At 61.6% G+C, this 14,775-nt stretch carries 10 protein-coding genes; 3 read left to right on the top strand and 7 right to left on the bottom strand.

Going from position 1 to position 14,775, the window contains the following annotated elements:
• Window positions 1-364 precede the first annotated feature (364 nt).
• From selD to AB5Y94_RS22345, 3 genes are read left to right on the top strand one after another with little or no spacing between them, the layout of a single operon-like run.
• Window positions 365-1,402, top strand: coding sequence for a selenide, water dikinase SelD (gene selD, locus AB5Y94_RS22355; protein WP_368206624.1), 1,038 nt, complete (start codon window positions 365-367; stop codon window positions 1,400-1,402).
• Window positions 1,399-2,499, top strand: a complete 1,101-nt coding sequence (gene mnmH, locus AB5Y94_RS22350) for a tRNA 2-selenouridine(34) synthase MnmH (RefSeq protein ID WP_017784306.1) — start codon at window positions 1,399-1,401, stop codon at window positions 2,497-2,499. The genes selD and mnmH overlap by 4 nt, the downstream gene beginning before the upstream one ends.
• 25 nt (window positions 2,500-2,524) lie before the next feature.
• Window positions 2,525-3,169: an MBL fold metallo-hydrolase gene (locus tag AB5Y94_RS22345; RefSeq protein ID WP_368206623.1), complete on the top strand. Its 645-nt coding sequence runs from the start codon at window positions 2,525-2,527 to the stop codon at window positions 3,167-3,169.
• Here the strand turns inward: AB5Y94_RS22345 and AB5Y94_RS22340 are convergent.
• The 7 genes from AB5Y94_RS22340 to AB5Y94_RS22310 all read right to left on the bottom strand — a co-directional run bounded on the left by AB5Y94_RS22340 (window position 3,159) and on the right by AB5Y94_RS22310 (window position 14,551).
• Window positions 3,159-4,160 (bottom strand): HD domain-containing phosphohydrolase, encoded by a 1,002-nt coding sequence (locus tag AB5Y94_RS22340; protein ID WP_010633956.1) that lies wholly within the window; start codon window positions 4,158-4,160, stop codon window positions 3,159-3,161. The genes AB5Y94_RS22345 and AB5Y94_RS22340 overlap by 11 nt on opposite strands.
• On the bottom strand, window positions 4,157-7,327 hold the full coding sequence (locus tag AB5Y94_RS22335) for a response regulator (protein ID WP_368206622.1): 3,171 nt from the start codon (window positions 7,325-7,327) through the stop codon (window positions 4,157-4,159). Before AB5Y94_RS22335 ends, AB5Y94_RS22340 begins: the two co-directional genes overlap by 4 nt.
• 205 nt (window positions 7,328-7,532) lie before the next feature.
• Complete coding sequence (gene rplY, locus AB5Y94_RS22330; RefSeq protein WP_368206621.1) at window positions 7,533-7,820, bottom strand: 50S ribosomal protein L25; 288 nt, start codon at window positions 7,818-7,820, stop codon at window positions 7,533-7,535.
• Window positions 7,821-7,926: 106 nt separating this feature from the next.
• Window positions 7,927-8,778: a hypothetical protein gene (locus tag AB5Y94_RS22325; protein ID WP_368206620.1), complete on the bottom strand. Its 852-nt coding sequence runs from the start codon at window positions 8,776-8,778 to the stop codon at window positions 7,927-7,929.
• A 63-nt stretch (window positions 8,779-8,841) separates the two neighbouring features.
• Window positions 8,842-12,756 (bottom strand): ATP-dependent RNA helicase HrpA, encoded by a 3,915-nt coding sequence (gene hrpA, locus AB5Y94_RS22320; RefSeq protein WP_368206619.1) that lies wholly within the window; start codon window positions 12,754-12,756, stop codon window positions 8,842-8,844.
• A gap of 217 nt (window positions 12,757-12,973) precedes the next feature.
• The gene (locus tag AB5Y94_RS22315) at window positions 12,974-13,396 is read right to left on the bottom strand and encodes a CBS domain-containing protein (protein ID WP_005301012.1); all 423 of its coding nucleotides are present in this window, start codon (window positions 13,394-13,396) and stop codon (window positions 12,974-12,976) included.
• 84 nt (window positions 13,397-13,480) lie between these two features.
• Window positions 13,481-14,551, bottom strand: a complete 1,071-nt coding sequence (locus tag AB5Y94_RS22310) for a transcriptional regulator (RefSeq protein ID WP_005301015.1) — start codon at window positions 14,549-14,551, stop codon at window positions 13,481-13,483.
• Window positions 14,552-14,775: the final 224 nt, after the last annotated feature.

The following is a 14,775-nucleotide window of genomic DNA, read 5'->3' as shown; positions in this document are numbered from 1 at the left end:
GATGGCAGCATGGCTTGCCTTCGGGGCGATACCAGGGGAGGCCTTGCCGGCGTCATGGCGAAGGCGGCGCCCTTCCTCTAAACCCGCCAATCCCCTGTGCTTTGTGTGAATTCCAGTTCGAACCAGAGCGGCCATTTGTGGCATAATGGCCCGTCCTGTGGACCTTGGCGGGGCTGCGCCGGCGCGATGTCGCCCCTCCTCCCCCGTCCTGCCAGGCTGTCTTGCACGGCAAGCCTTGCATCGCTGCGCTCACAGCCAGCCTGGGCCACCCAAGTTTCGCGCGTATGCGCACATTTGACGGCTCCGCAGAGCCGCTGCACTTATTTTGTTTGTACACGCACGTTTGCACACACAAGGGGAAAGTATGTCTTCCATTCGTCTGACCCAATACAGCCACGGCGCTGGCTGCGGCTGCAAAATCTCTCCCAAGGTGCTCGACACCATTCTCAAGAGCCAGATCCCCGGCTTTGACGACCCGACCCTGGTGGTCGGCAACAGCAGCAAGGATGACGCGGCCGTAGTCGATATCGGCAACGGTCAGGGCATTGTCTCCACCACCGACTTCTTCATGCCCATCGTCGATGATCCCTTCACCTTCGGCCGCATCGCCGCCACCAACGCCATCAGCGACATCTACGCCATGGGCGGCAAACCCATCGTCGCCATCGCCATCCTCGGCTGGCCCATCAACACCCTGCCGGCCGAAGTGGCCCAACAGGTGATCGACGGCGGCCGCCAGGTGTGCCACGAAGCAGGAATTTCTCTGGCCGGCGGCCACAGCATCGATGCCCCCGAGCCCATCTTCGGCCTCGCGGTGACCGGTATCGTGCCGCTCAACGCCATCAAGCAGAACGACACCGCCAAGGTGGGTGACACCCTCTATCTGACCAAGCCGCTTGGCATCGGCATCCTCACCACCGCCCAGAAAAAGGGCAAACTCAAGCCCGAGCACGAGCAGCTGGCCCCCAACGCCATGTGCACCCTCAACAAGATCGGCCAGCGCTTTGCCGAACTGCCCGGCGTGCACGCCATGACCGACGTGACCGGCTTTGGTCTGGCCGGCCATCTGCTGGAGATGTGCGAAGGTTCCGGCGTCAGTGCCCGCCTGGACTTCAAGGCGCTGCCGCTGCTGGACGAGGTGGATTACTACCTGAGCGAGGGCTGCGTACCGGGCGGTACCCTGCGCAATTTTGACTCCTATGGTGCCAAGCTGGACGCCATGGACGATCGCACCCGCAACATCCTGTGCGATCCGCAGACCAGCGGCGGCCTGCTGGTAGCCGTCGGTAAAGAAAGTGAAGCCGAGCTCCTCGCCATTGCCGCACAGGCAGGGCTGACCCTCTCCCCCATCGGCCAGCTGCAGACCCAAACCGGCAACCAGTTCATCGAGGTTGTCCAATGAGTGCACTGCCACTGGCCACGGATTACGCCCGGATTTTTCTGGATGACGTTCCGCTCATCGACCTGCGCGCCCCCATCGAGTTCAAGGAGGGGGCCTTCCCCTGCTCGACCAATCTGCCATTGATGACGGATGATGAGCGGGCCCAGGTCGGTACCTGCTTCAAGCAGCAGGGGCAGGCGGCCGCCATCGCACTGGGCCATCAACTGGTCGGTGGCGCGGTGCGGGCCGAACGCCTCGAAGGCTGGCTGGCCCAGCTGCGCCGGCAGCCGGATGCCGTGCTCTACTGCTTTCGCGGCGGTCTGCGCTCGCAAACGGTGCAGCAGTGGCTGCATGAGGCGGGGGTCACCCGCCCGCGGGTGGCCGGTGGCTACAAGGATCTGCGCCGCTTCCTCATCGACACGCTCGACGGGGCGGCAGCCGAGTGCCACTGGAGCGTGCTGACCGGCATGACCGGCTCCGGCAAGACCCACATGCTGGCCAAGGTGGCCCAGGCGCTGGATCTGGAGGGGCACGCCCACCACAGGGGGTCGTCCTTTGGTCAGCTGCCTGGCGGCCAGCCCAGCAACATCAACTTTGAAAACAACATGGCCATCGAGCTGCTCAAGCGCCGCCAGCAGGGGGAGCAGCGTTTCGTGGTGGAAGACGAAAGCCGCCTCATCGGCCGCTGCTGCCTGCCCAATTCGCTGTTTGACACCATGAGCCAGGCCCCGCTGGTGGTGGTCGAGGTGCCGCAAGAGGAGCGCGCCGAGCAGATCCGCCAGGACTATGTACATGATCTCTGGCTGCGTTATGAGGAGCGTTTCGGCGCCGAAGAGGGCTGGCCGCTGTTTGCCGCCTACCTCACCGATGCCCTGGCCAGACTCAAGCGCCGGCTCGGCGATCAGGCCCATCGCGAGCTGGATCAGTTGATGCAAGTGGCCCTCGAAGAGCAAGGCCGCAGTGGCCACACCGAACTGCACCTGGCCTGGATCACTCTGCTGCTGACCCGCTACTACGACCCCATGTATCTCTACCAGCTTGGCAACAAGCGCGAGCGCGTCATCTTCCAGGGTGACAAGCAGGCCTGCCTCGACTTCTTTGCCCAGCAGCGTGCCTGATCTTCACGGTACAAGAGGACCCCATATGTTGAAATTCGAGGTGATCCCGGTCACCCAGTTTGCCCAGAACTGCTCCCTCATCTGGTGCGACGAGACCCATCAGGCCGCCCTCATCGATCCGGGCGGAGAGGCGGACAAGCTGCTGGCCGCCATCGCCAAACGGGGGCTGACCCTCACCCACATTCTGCTGACCCACGGTCATCTGGATCACGTGGGCGCCGCCGCCGAGCTGCGCGACAGAACCGGCGTCACCATCACAGGCCCCCACAGGGAAGATGCCTTCTGGCTCGACATGCTGCCCCAGCAGAGCCAGATGTTCGGCTTTGCCCATACTCCGGCCTTTACACCGGATAGCTGGCTCGAACAGGGTGACAAGGTGCAGGTTGGCAAGAGCGAGCTGGAGGTTTATTTCTGCCCGGGTCACACCCCGGGCCATGTGGTGCTGCTCAGCCAGGCCGAGCAACTTGCCTGGGTGGGCGATGTGCTGTTTGCCGGCAGCATAGGTCGGACCGACTTCCCGCGCGGGGATCACGGGACGCTGATCAAGTCGATCACCGAGACCCTGCTGCCGCTGGGGGACGACATCGTCTTCATTCCGGGGCACGGCCCCAGCTCGACGTTCGGCCGCGAGAAGGCAAACAATCCCTACCTGACGCAACCTATCTGGTGATCTCCCGCTCCTCGCGGGTGTCCCATTGGCTCTTGAGGCGCAAGATCTCCGGCATGATCTCGAGAAAACGGGCGAGCAGCCGGGGATCGAAGTGCTGGCCGGCACCGTCACGCAGCGTGGCCAGCACCTGCTCCAGCGGCCAGGGCTCCTTGTAAGGGCGACGCACGCTCAGGGCATCAAACACATCGGCGATGGCCACGATCCGCGACGCCTCGGGGATCCCTTCGCCGGTCTCCCCTGCGGGGTAACCCGAGCCATCCCACTTCTCGTGGTGATGCAGGGCTATCTCCGCCGCCATCCGAAAGATGGGGGCGTCTGAGCGGCTCAAGATCTCATAGCCGATGCGCGGGTGGGTACGCATGATGACCCACTCCTCTTCGGTGAGAGGACCGGGCTTCTTGAGGATGTGATCGGGGATCCCAATCTTGCCCATGTCGTGCATGGGGGCCGCCAGCTCCAGCAGCTCCGACTGCTCCGGACTCCAGCCCGCCGCACTGGCCAGCGCGCGGGCGTAGGCGGCCATGCGCCAGATATGTACCCCGGTGTCGGTGTCGTTGTAGTGACCCGCTTCGCTCAGCATCACGATGGCAGTGCGGTAGCTGTGCTCGAGCTGATCGAGTCGCACCAGAGAGAGGTGGTTGCGCACCCGGGCGCGCACCGTGCTCGGGCAGACCGGCTTGTAGATATAATCCACCCCGCCCGCCTCGAACCCCTGGCTCTCGCTGTCTGCGTTGTCGCTCGCCGTGATAAACAGCACCGGGATCCCGGCGTGGGCAGGATCGGCCTTGAGCCGGCGGCACACCTCGTAGCCATCCATGTCAGGCATACGCACGTCAAGCAGGATCAGGGCGGGCTCGTGGCGCGCCACGGCGGCCAGCCCCTCCTCGCCTCCCTTGGCGAAGAAGAGGCTGTACTCCTCCTTGAGGATTTGTCGCAGCAGCCCGAGGTTGCTCGGCTCGTCGTCGATGATCAGCACACGCGGTCGGTTCATGATCCAGGTGCCTCCCGATTCTCCAGATAATCCTCCAGCTTGCAGGTGGCAAGCTGAATGTCGAACAGCTCCAGGGCCGCACTGATCTCGCTCACCAGCTCAGTGGGCAAGTAACTCTTGGCCTGACCCAGCGCAGGCTCGATCAGCTCCAAATCCTCGCTCATGAGGGCCTGACGCAGGGCGTGCAGGCACACCTCCTGCGCCTCCCCCTGCGCCAGCGGGGAGCTGACGGCACCTGGCTCGCGCCCGGCATAGATGTCAATGGCCTGCTGCGCCCGCTCCAGCGCCTCGAGCAAGGGGGCGATGAGCTGACTGGTGTCTCCCCCCTGTTCGATGGCCTCGTTCAATTCCGCACTGATGCGCGCCACATCGGTGAGCGACAGGCTGCCCGCCACCCCCTTGAGCTTGTGGGTCAGGCTCGCGGCAGCGTCCGTCTCGTGCTGGGCGATGTAACCCGGCAGCACGGTACCGACCGTCATGTAGTCATCGCGAAAACGCCGCAGGTATTTGAGATAAACCGACGCCTCGCCCCAGTTGCGCAGGCCGGTATCGATGTCGATGCCGGCCACCGGCTCCTGGGCTGGCGGCGCGTCGCTGACCGTGAGCGGCGCCACACTGTCGGGCAGGTAGCGCAGCAGGGTTACGATGAGCTGCTCCACGTCGAGCGGCTTGGCGATAAAGTCGTTCATGCCAGAGGCCAGCGCTGCCTCGCGCTGATCCTTGAACACCCCGGCGGTGAGTGCCAGCACGGGGATATCCTCCCGTCCCGGCAGCTGGCGCAGACGACGGGTCGCCTCGTAGCCATCCATCACCGGCATCTGCACGTCCATGAGCACCAGATCGATGCGCTGCGCCGAGTCGGCAAGACAGGCCAAAGCCCGCTCTCCGTCGATGGCGGTGATCACCACGGCCCCCTCCCGCTGCAGCAAGCGGGTTGCCACCTCCAGGTTGATGTCGCTGTCATCGACCAGCAGTATGTGCACGTCCGGCAGACGCTGATGGCGCTGACCGCTTTCCAGCGGCTCCACATGTTCGCGCTTCTCGTGAATGAGGCGCGCCACCGCATTGTAGAGACTGGAGCCGGTGACTGGCTTGTGCAGCACCAGATCCACCAGCTCCGAGCCGGGGCGGCGCATCAACTCTTCCTGGGAATAGGCGGTCGCCATGATGATGATCGGCGAGCGATCCTGCTGCTCGAAGGCACGGCGAATGGCCACGCAGGTCTCGAGCCCGTCCATGCCCGGCATCATCCAGTCGAGCAGGATCACGTCGAAACGCTCCCCCTGGCGCAGCAGATGATGCAAGGCCTGCTCGCCCGACTCCACCACCCGTGACTGCCAGCCGAGGGAGCCCACCGTCATCGACAGGGTATCGCGGGTCACCTGGTTGTCGTCGGCGATAAGCAACGAGACGTGCTGCAGGCGCTCGTGGAAGACCTCGGGTCGCTCTACCTGAGCCAGCCGGACACGGAACCAGAATTCGCTCCCCTTGCCCAGTTCGCTGGTGACACCGATGTCGCCCCCCATCAGGCTCACCAGACGGCGGCTGATGGTCAGGCCAAGCCCGGTTCCGCCAAAACGGCGGCTGGTGGAGGAGTCGGCCTGGGAGAAGGCATTGAAGATGTTGGCCTGCTGCTCGGGAGGAATGCCGATCCCGGTGTCGCGCACCCGAAACAGCAAGGTAGCCGTGCCGTCTTGCTCGGCTTCCAGCTCGACCTTGACCTCCACCTCCCCGCGCTCGGTGAACTTGATGGCGTTGCCGGTCAGGTTGAGCAACACCTGTTCGAGGCGCAAGGCATCCCCAATCAGGTGAGTGGCCCGCTCGGGGGCACTGCTCACCACCAGCTCGAGGTGTTTTTCGCCCACGCAGGTGGACATGATGGCCGCCACGTGATCGAGTACCTCTTCCAGACTGAATGGCACCTGCTCGAGCTCGAGCCGGCCCGACTCAATCTTGGAGAAATCGAGGATGTCGTTGATGATCCCGAGCAGTGCCTGCCCGGCCTGGTGGATCTTGCGCACCAGGGCCCGCTGGCCATCGTCAAGCCCTCCCTGCTCGAGCAGGTAGGTCAGCCCCATGATGGCATTCATGGGGGTACGGATCTCGTGGCTCATGTTGGCGATGAAATCCCCTTTGACCCGCGCGAGCCTGGCCGCCTCCTGCTGTGCCAACTGCTCCCGATGCCGACTGTGCACCAGCGAGGCCACTCCGGCACCGAACAGCAACAGCAAGGTGGCGCAGCTGGCCGAGATGAGCCCCCAGATGTGAGTACGGATGGCCAGCAGCTCGCTGCGTGGCACCATGGAAGCGGCTTTCCAGATCAGCTGATCGTGATTGAGTGCCGGGTACAGGGTGGTCCAGCTCCACAGCCCGTCGGCCAGCTCAACCTGGCCGCTCGAGGCGCCCCAGAATGCCTGCCAGGCCCGGGGAGAAGATTGCTTCAAGGTGAGGTCCGGGCGCTCGAGCATGAACCCCCACTCTTGTGCCGGATCCGGGCTGCGCAGCCAATAACCGTCCTGATTGAGCAGCATGGAGTGATCGGCGGCCTTGCCACTGCTGTTGGTGAACTCCTTGAGCATGCGAGCGGCCTGCACGTTGATAAGCAGCAAGCCCAGATCGCGGCCCCCCAGACGCATGCGCTTGGCAATGCGGATCATGGGATTGAAGGGGCGATCGATCACCCCGTGTTCGACGTTGAGATCGAGCGGAGAGACGTAAACCCGCTCCCAGGGCAGCGCCATGGCATCGCGAAAATAGTAACGCTCCCCTTTGTTTTGCAGCTGATCGTCGGCCACACGCTGCAGATGCTGACCCTGACGATCGATACGCACCCGCTCCATACCGTCCGGCGCCAACCAGCGCACCTGGGCATAGTCGGGATTGCGGTTCATCAGAATGGTAAACTGGGCAGCCATGGTGTCACGCTCGCCGCGGCCCGCCGCCTCGAGCAGAATGGGCTCTTCAGACATGCTGCGCACATGGCGCAACGGCACCGCCAGCTCGTCATCGAGACGACTGCTGGCGAGCGCCAGGAAGGTGCTCTCATCACTGCGAACACGATAGAGCTCGCGCTCGACCAGTGCGTCCCCCAGCAGGTATCCCCCCACCAGGACCAGCACCAGAATGGGTGAGAACAGCAGGAAATATCCCCGTATGATTCCCTTCATGACGGTCAACACCACCCCGTGATTGGACTTGTTCGAATACTTTATATATGTCAGAGCACCACAATTGGTGTCCTGCTGTCAATCATGCCTACAAGTAAAGACTAACAGCACTAGTTGAGTATTTTATTTTTATCGGGAAAAAATGCCGTAAAAACAAAGAGGCCACCCGATTGGGTGGCCTCTTCACAGGAACGTTCGTGGTCGATTAGACGCGAACGAAGTCCAGGTGCAGCAGCTTGTAACGTACCGGGTGACGCTGGATAGCTTTCACTTTTACGTTAACTTCTTCACCGTTGATAACCAGAGTCAGTACGGACTCATAGAATTCCGGCTTTTCTTGGGCCAGGATTAATTTCTTGTGGTCAACGGTGATGGACACGGCTTCTTTGCCTGCACCGTAAACGATGGCAGGAACTTGGTCAGCGTGACGCAGGCGGCGGCTCGCACCTTTCCCCAGGTCAGAACGGACTTCAGCTTGGAATACGAAAGACATAGTATGTATCTCTTTTAGATGAATTTATGGTGCAGACTGCGACCGGTCGGCACCTCGCAAAACGAGCGCGAATACTATCACGGCCCCCGAGCAGTGACAAGAGACCTCAGCGTCCCTGTTCCAATCTGGCAAAACGCTGCAATCGCTGGGCCGGACTCAGGGCATCGAAACGAGCCAGCGTCTGCGGCGCCGGGCAGTAGAGGGTATCTCCCGCCTTCACCTTGATGCCCTGACCCATCAGCGCCTGGTTGTCATCGACGATGGCCAGCAAATAGCTGTAGGTATCCCCCGCTACCCCGGTCACGGTCCCGTTCTGGGCCAGCATGGCAGCGATGCGCCAGAGGGTCTCCCCTGCGGCGACCTGATGACAGACCCGCTTGCCGCCAGCCGCTGGCGCCGCCAGCGTCAGCGTGTTGCTGACAGGCACCATCATCCCCTGCCCATCCCCCTGCGATGACACAAATTGCGCCAACCGGGTAGCAGGCGCCTGCCAGCTGGCCTGCTGCGACAAGGAGGCCAGCAGGGGTTCACCTTGCTCACTTGCTTTCGGCTGGCCCGGTGATGGGGGCACGGCAAACTCCGCCATGAAGGGCACGGCCAGGGTCGCTACCTCTTGTGTTGGATGAGGTTGATAGGCCGCCGGGGTAATGGGTGCCAGCCCGTAGGCCGCTTCGTCGATGCGCCGCAATCTTGCCAGATAGGCTTTGGAGAGCTCGGCCTCCCCCTCGAACAGATCGAAGGGGGGCACCAGCCGGGCTGGAAACAACACCTGCCAGCGTCCCTTCTTCTTCTTGAGCTCGAGGGTGGGAAATTGATTACCCCGCCAGGCCACGAACATGGCGGGCGGGGTCCGATGCAGCGGGTAGTACTCCGGGTTCAACTGTACCCAGGTTTGCTCGGCAATGGGCTGATAGCCACTGATGTTGACCATCGCCATCCCTAACCAGAATCCAAGCATCCTTGCTCCTCCGTTAGCGTCCAGGCAGCCGGTAGCGCACCCGCGGCCTTTCTCTTCAGCAGATTAGCACTGGGCGATGGCGTTTAGCACCCGTTTATCGGAGACCGGATAGGGGGTCCCCAGATTCTGGGCAAAGAACGACACCCGCAGCTCCTCGATCATCCAGCGGATGTTGGCCACCTCGGTGGGCACCAGCTGGGATTTCGGGATCTTGGCCAGCAGCGCCTTGTATTCCGACTCCACGCTGTGCACCTTGAGCATGTAGACCCTATCCCGGTTGGGATCGATGGCCAGTTTCTCGAGGCGCCGCTCAATGGCGCGTAGATAGCGCAAGAGATCCGGCAGCCGCTGCCAGCCGGTCTCGGTCACGAACCCCTTGTGAATGAGGTTCCCGAGCTGCTGCTGGATGTCGGACATGGCAAAGGCGGTGTCGAGCTGCATCTTGCCCTTGAGTCGCTTCTTGATCTCATGGGAGAGGGTCAGCACGGCTTCCACCTGTTTGGCTACCTCCACTACGGCGTCGTTTAGCTCGGCGCGGACGTACTCCTTGAGCGCCTCGAAGCCGGCCTCGTCCCAGGCCATGCCGCCGTGCTGCTCGATGAGCTTGTCGCAGCCGCAGGCGATGCAGTCATCGATAAGCTCCGCCACCTTGCCAAACGGATTGAAGTAGAGCCCGAGCTTGGCCTTGTTGGGCAGCTTCTCCTGCAGGTACTTGATGGGAGATGGCACGTTGAGCAGCACCAGCCGACGCTGGCCCGCCCACATCAGCTGCTGCTGCACCACCGGGCTCTCCACCAGCTGGATGGCCACCGAATCCTTCTGATCCACCAGGGCCGGATAGGCCTTCACCTCAAACCCGCTGCGCTTTTGGCTGTACTCCTTCGGCAGCTCGCCAAAGCTCCACAGGGTGAGGCCGGACTGCTCGATATCGTCGTCCGCCACTTGTGACAAGGTCTCCTGCACCTTGCCGCGCAGGGACTCTTTCAATGCCTCCAGGTCTTTGCCTTCCGCCACCTTCTTGTGTTTGTCGTCCACCACCCGGAAGGTGAGTTTCAGGTGATCGGGCACCGCAGCCCAGTCCCAGGATTCGCGGGGCACGGCCACGCCGGTCATGCGCCGCAGCTGGCGCTCCATCTCATCCAGCAGCGGCCCCTGCTCGGGGTTGATGCTGGCGAGCAGGGCATCGGCATAGTTGGGCGCTGGTACGAAGTTCTTGCGCATCGGTTTTGGCATCGACTTGATGAGGGCCACCAACAGTTCATGACGCAGCCCCGGGATCAGCCACTCGAACCCTTTCACCTCCACCTGGTTCAGAAGCGGCAACGGAATATGCAGGGTCACGCCATCGGCGGCCTCCCCCGGTTCGAACTGGTAAGTCAATTTGAGCTTGAGGCGTCCCTGCTGCCAGAAGTTGGGGTAGTCGAGATCGCTGATGTGGGCCGCGTCCCCCTTCATCAACATCTCTTTTTCGAAGTTGAGCAGCTCGGCGTCCTGCTTCTGCGCCTCTTTCCACCACTTGTCGAAGTGGCGGCTTGATATCACCTCCTCCGGCAAGCGGGCATCGTAGAAACGGAACAGATCCTCGTCATCCACCAGAATGTCGCGCCGACGGGATTTGTGCTCCAGCGCCTCCACCTCGGCCAACAGCTTGCGGTTGTCACTGAAGAAGCGGTGGCGGGTCTCGAAATCCCCCTCCACCAGGGCGCGGCGGATAAACAGCTCGCGGCACAGGGCCGGATCGATGCGGCTGAAGTTGATGGTGCGCTCGGCAACCAGGGTCAGGCCATAGAGGGTCACCTTCTCCTTGGCCATGACGGCGCCGTTCTTCTTCGACCAGTGGGGGTCGCTGTGGTGCAGCTTGATGAGGTGGCCCGCCAGCGGCTCCACCCACTCGGGTTCAATCCTGGCGTTGATGCGGGCGTAGAGGCGGGAGGTCTCCACCAATTCTGCGGCCATCACCCACTTGGGCGGTTTCTTGAACAGGCCCGAGGCCGGGAACAGGTGGAAACGGCCGTTGCGGGCCCCGAGAAACTCCGGCTTCTCCAGATCCTTGTTGCCGATATGGCTCAAGAGGCCGGTCAGCAGGGCGCAGTGCACCGTCTTGAAATCCGCCGGCTCCTGGTTGGCTTTAAAACCCAGCTCTTTGACCGTCTGACGCAATTGGAAGTGAATGTCCTGCCACTCGCGCACCCGCAGGTAGGAGAGAAACTCCTTCTGGCACATGCGCCGGAACGGGTTGCTACCAAGGGCATCCTGCTGCTCTTTCAGGTAGTTCCACAGGTTCACGAAGGCGAGGAAGTCGGACTCCTTGTCTTCAAAGCGTCTGTGCTGCTCGTCGGCGGCCTGCTTCTTCTCCATGGGCCGCTCGCGGGGATCCTGAATGCTGAGGGCGGCGGTGATCACCATCACCTCGCTCAAACAGCCGGTCTGCGCGGCGCTGATCACCATCTTCGCCAGGCGCGGATCAAGGGGGATGCGCGAAAGCTGGCGACCAATTTCGGTCAGCTGCAGCTTGGCTTCGCGATCGCCGGTGGCTGGCAGCTCGCGCACCGCCTCCAGCTCTTTCAAGAGGGTCAGACCATCCTTGATATGGCGTGACTCCGGCGGCTCGACGAAGGGGAACGCCTCCATGTTGCCAAGGCCGAGCGCCAGCATCTGCAGGATGACGGAAGCCAGGTTGGTGCGCAGGATCTCGGGGTCGGTAAAGGCCGGACGGCCGTTGAAATCCTCCTCGGAGTAGAGGCGGATACAGATACCGTCCGCCACCCGGCCGCAGCGCCCTTTACGCTGGTTGGCGCTGGCCTGGGAGACTGGCTCGATGGGCAGGCGTTGTACCTTGGTACGCCAGGAGTAGCGGCTGATACGGGCTGTACCTGGATCGATCACGTAACGAATGCCCGGCACGGTGAGAGAGGTCTCCGCCACGTTGGTGGCGAGCACGATGCGCCGCCCGGCGTGGGGCTGGAACACCTTGTTCTGCTCGGCGTTGGAGAGGCGGGCGTAGAGCGGCAGCACCTCGGTGTCGCGCAGGTTGAGCTTGCGCAGGGCATCGGCGGTATCGCGGATCTCCCGCTCGCCGTTCATGAAGATGAGGATATCTCCCAGCCCTTCGCGGGCCAGCTCTTCGACTGCATCGAAGATCCCCTGCAGCTCGTCGCGCTCCTCCAGCCCCTCGCTCTTGTCACTGCTTTTTTTATCAACAAACAGCGGGCGGTAGCGCACCTCCACCGGGTAGGTGCGGCCAGACACCTCGATCACCGGCGCCTTGTTGAAGTGGCGGGAGAAACGCTGCGGGTCTATGGTGGCCGAGGTGATGATGACCTTCAGATCGGGGCGCCTCGGCAGCAGTTGCTTCAAGTAACCCAGGATGAAGTCGATGTTGAGGCTGCGCTCGTGGGCCTCATCGATGATGATGGTGTCGTACTGGGTGAGCATCCGGTCGTTCTGGATCTCCGCCAGCAGGATACCGTCGGTCATCAGCTTGATGTGGGTCTGCTCGCTCACCTGATCGGTAAAGCGCACCTTGTAACCCACGTAGTGGCCAAGCTCGGACTCCATCTCCTCGGCGATACGGGCCGCCACGGTACGGGCCGCCAGACGGCGCGGCTGGGTGTGGCCGATAAAGCCCTTCACCCCGCGCCCCAGCGCCAGGCAGATCTTGGGGATCTGGGTGGTTTTGCCCGAGCCGGTTTCCCCGGCAATGATCACCACTTGATGCTCTTGAATCGCCTTGGCGATTTCCGCCTGCTTCTGGCTGACCGGCAGATTGTCCGGATAGGTGACCCTGGGGACGCCCGCCAGACGGGACTGGTAGCGCGCCTCGGCCACATCCAGGTCGGCGGCAATGGTCTCGAGCACGGCGGCCTGCTTGGCTTCCGGCAGCTTCTTGACACCATGCAGCCGGCTGGAGAGACGGCGGGCGTCGAGGTTCATGCAGGCAGATAGACGGCGGCGCAGCGCCTCGATAGAGAGAGACAAGGTACGAATTCCTTAAAAGAGTGCCCATCAAGGGCCATATCGATAGCTGGGGGAGATCCTAAAGAGCGAGGCTGGACGGTGCAAGCCTTAAAGCGGCGCCGAGGGGGGTGAGGCCTGTATCACAGCGGGCATCGGCATTCCCCATGCGGCAATAAATAGAGCAGGCATGGTGCCTGCTCTGTGCTGCCAACGTGCTGACGAGGTGAAAACAGCGTCCTCAGGCACGAGCCTTGTGTACGAAACAGGTCCCCAGCTGGGCGTGGATGGCCTGCATCACGTCGTGGCGGCTGATGACCCCGAGCAGATGCCCCTCCTCCACAACCGGATAGATCTTGGGCTTTTGTCCCATCATCATCTCGGCCAGCTCGAGGATGCTGGTGTCGGGGCCGACGGCCAGCACCTCCTTGCGCATCACATCCCTGACCTGGGCCACCTGTTCACAGTGATAGGCCTCTTTCAACATGACGGCGATACAGTCCTGCTCTGACACCCAACCCACCAGGTGACCCCGTTCATCCACCACGGGGCCGCCAAGCTGGCGACTGTTGAGAAACTTTTCCACCGCCGCCTGCACCATCATCTCCGCGCTGAAGGTGATGGGACGAGTCTGCATGTAATCCTTTGCCTTGAGTGATTCCATCGTGCGTTCCCCCAACCTGCCTCCCGGGCGGGAGGCGCGAGCCGGGCACTATGTCCGGCTCACTCCAAGCATAGCTCGCATGGATCAGGAGATGGATTGCAGCAACAGCAGCAGCTCGTTCTGGCTGTGGCAGTCGGTCTTCTTGAACACCCCTTTCAGGGTCGAGCGCACGGTTTCCACCTTGACGCCACGCAGCTCGGCGATGTCGTTGCTGCTGTAACCCTTGCTCATCAGCACCAGCAGCTCTTTCTCGCCGATGGTGAGCGGATAGAGGCTGGCCAGCGCTTCGATGTCGGGGTTGAAGGAGTGTTCGGGATCCCGCAGCACCACCTCCACATACCGTTCGAAGCGATTGAGACCGCTCATCAGGGTGCACTGGATCAGCAATGGCCGCAGATTGGGCTGACGAGGAATGGACATATAGGCGCTGGCGCCGGGCAGCAGATAGGCGAAGCCATTCAATATCTCTTTGAACTGGCGCTGCTGCTCCTTATTTTGCAGCGAGAAAATACCATTGCCCGCTCGCAGTTCCACGTTCTCGTCGGCAATACGATTGAAGGCCACGTTGGAATAATGGATATGCCCTTTGTCATCGACGATGGCGCTGGGTTTATTATGGTTTTTTACCAGCTGTTGCAGCTGATAGTTCTGGGTTTCCAGGGCCAGCAAGTTCCAATAATGTTGGCTCCAGGCCGCCAGGCCAGAATAAACTTCGCCAAGGGAAGAAATTTCCTGCGCGCTGAAATCATCCTGCGTCGCCGCACGATAGGTAGACAGGCTGCTCAGCCCCCGCCCCTTCACCCGGCAGACACCGCCGGCCGCAAACTGGGCGCCGAAACTGGCCAGCAAACCCGCCGAATTGGAGAGGCTGTTGGCACTGACGATCCCCTGGCAGCCCTTGTCCAGATAGTGATTGAACCACACATCCTGGCGATGGTGCTGGACATAGAACTGCTGCTGGGCTTCGGTCAAACCACTGGAAAAGAGCTTGATGCCGTCGCTCTTGTCGTCATCCCGCAACAAGAACAGCGACGAGCTGCCTGACACGTCGGAGCGGAACTGATCCACCACCAACTTAATGTCAGAATCATTAATACCGCACTCATATAACTGGCTTATATAGGGCGATACCCTTTCTTTTACTAATGCCTTCACACCCGAACTCCTAATTTCTTATTTTTATTGAAGTGGCATCTTACTCTGCAATGAGAAACGCGAAAAGTAGTCAAATGAACAAAGGTTTTATAACTGATCCATAAATAGTAATGATGAAACGACATAAGAGAGCTCGAAAGCGAAAATCTTAAATCCAAGTTAATGTTTTTTATGATTTTTGTCGCTGATGTTGTGCTTGTCTGTGGCAAGCCACAGGCACTATC

This window comes from Aeromonas sp. s5 (assembly GCF_040907865.1).
GTDB classification, from domain to species: domain Bacteria; phylum Pseudomonadota; class Gammaproteobacteria; order Enterobacterales; family Aeromonadaceae; genus Aeromonas; species Aeromonas dhakensis.
This window is presented reverse-complemented; position numbering and strand designations above follow the sequence as displayed.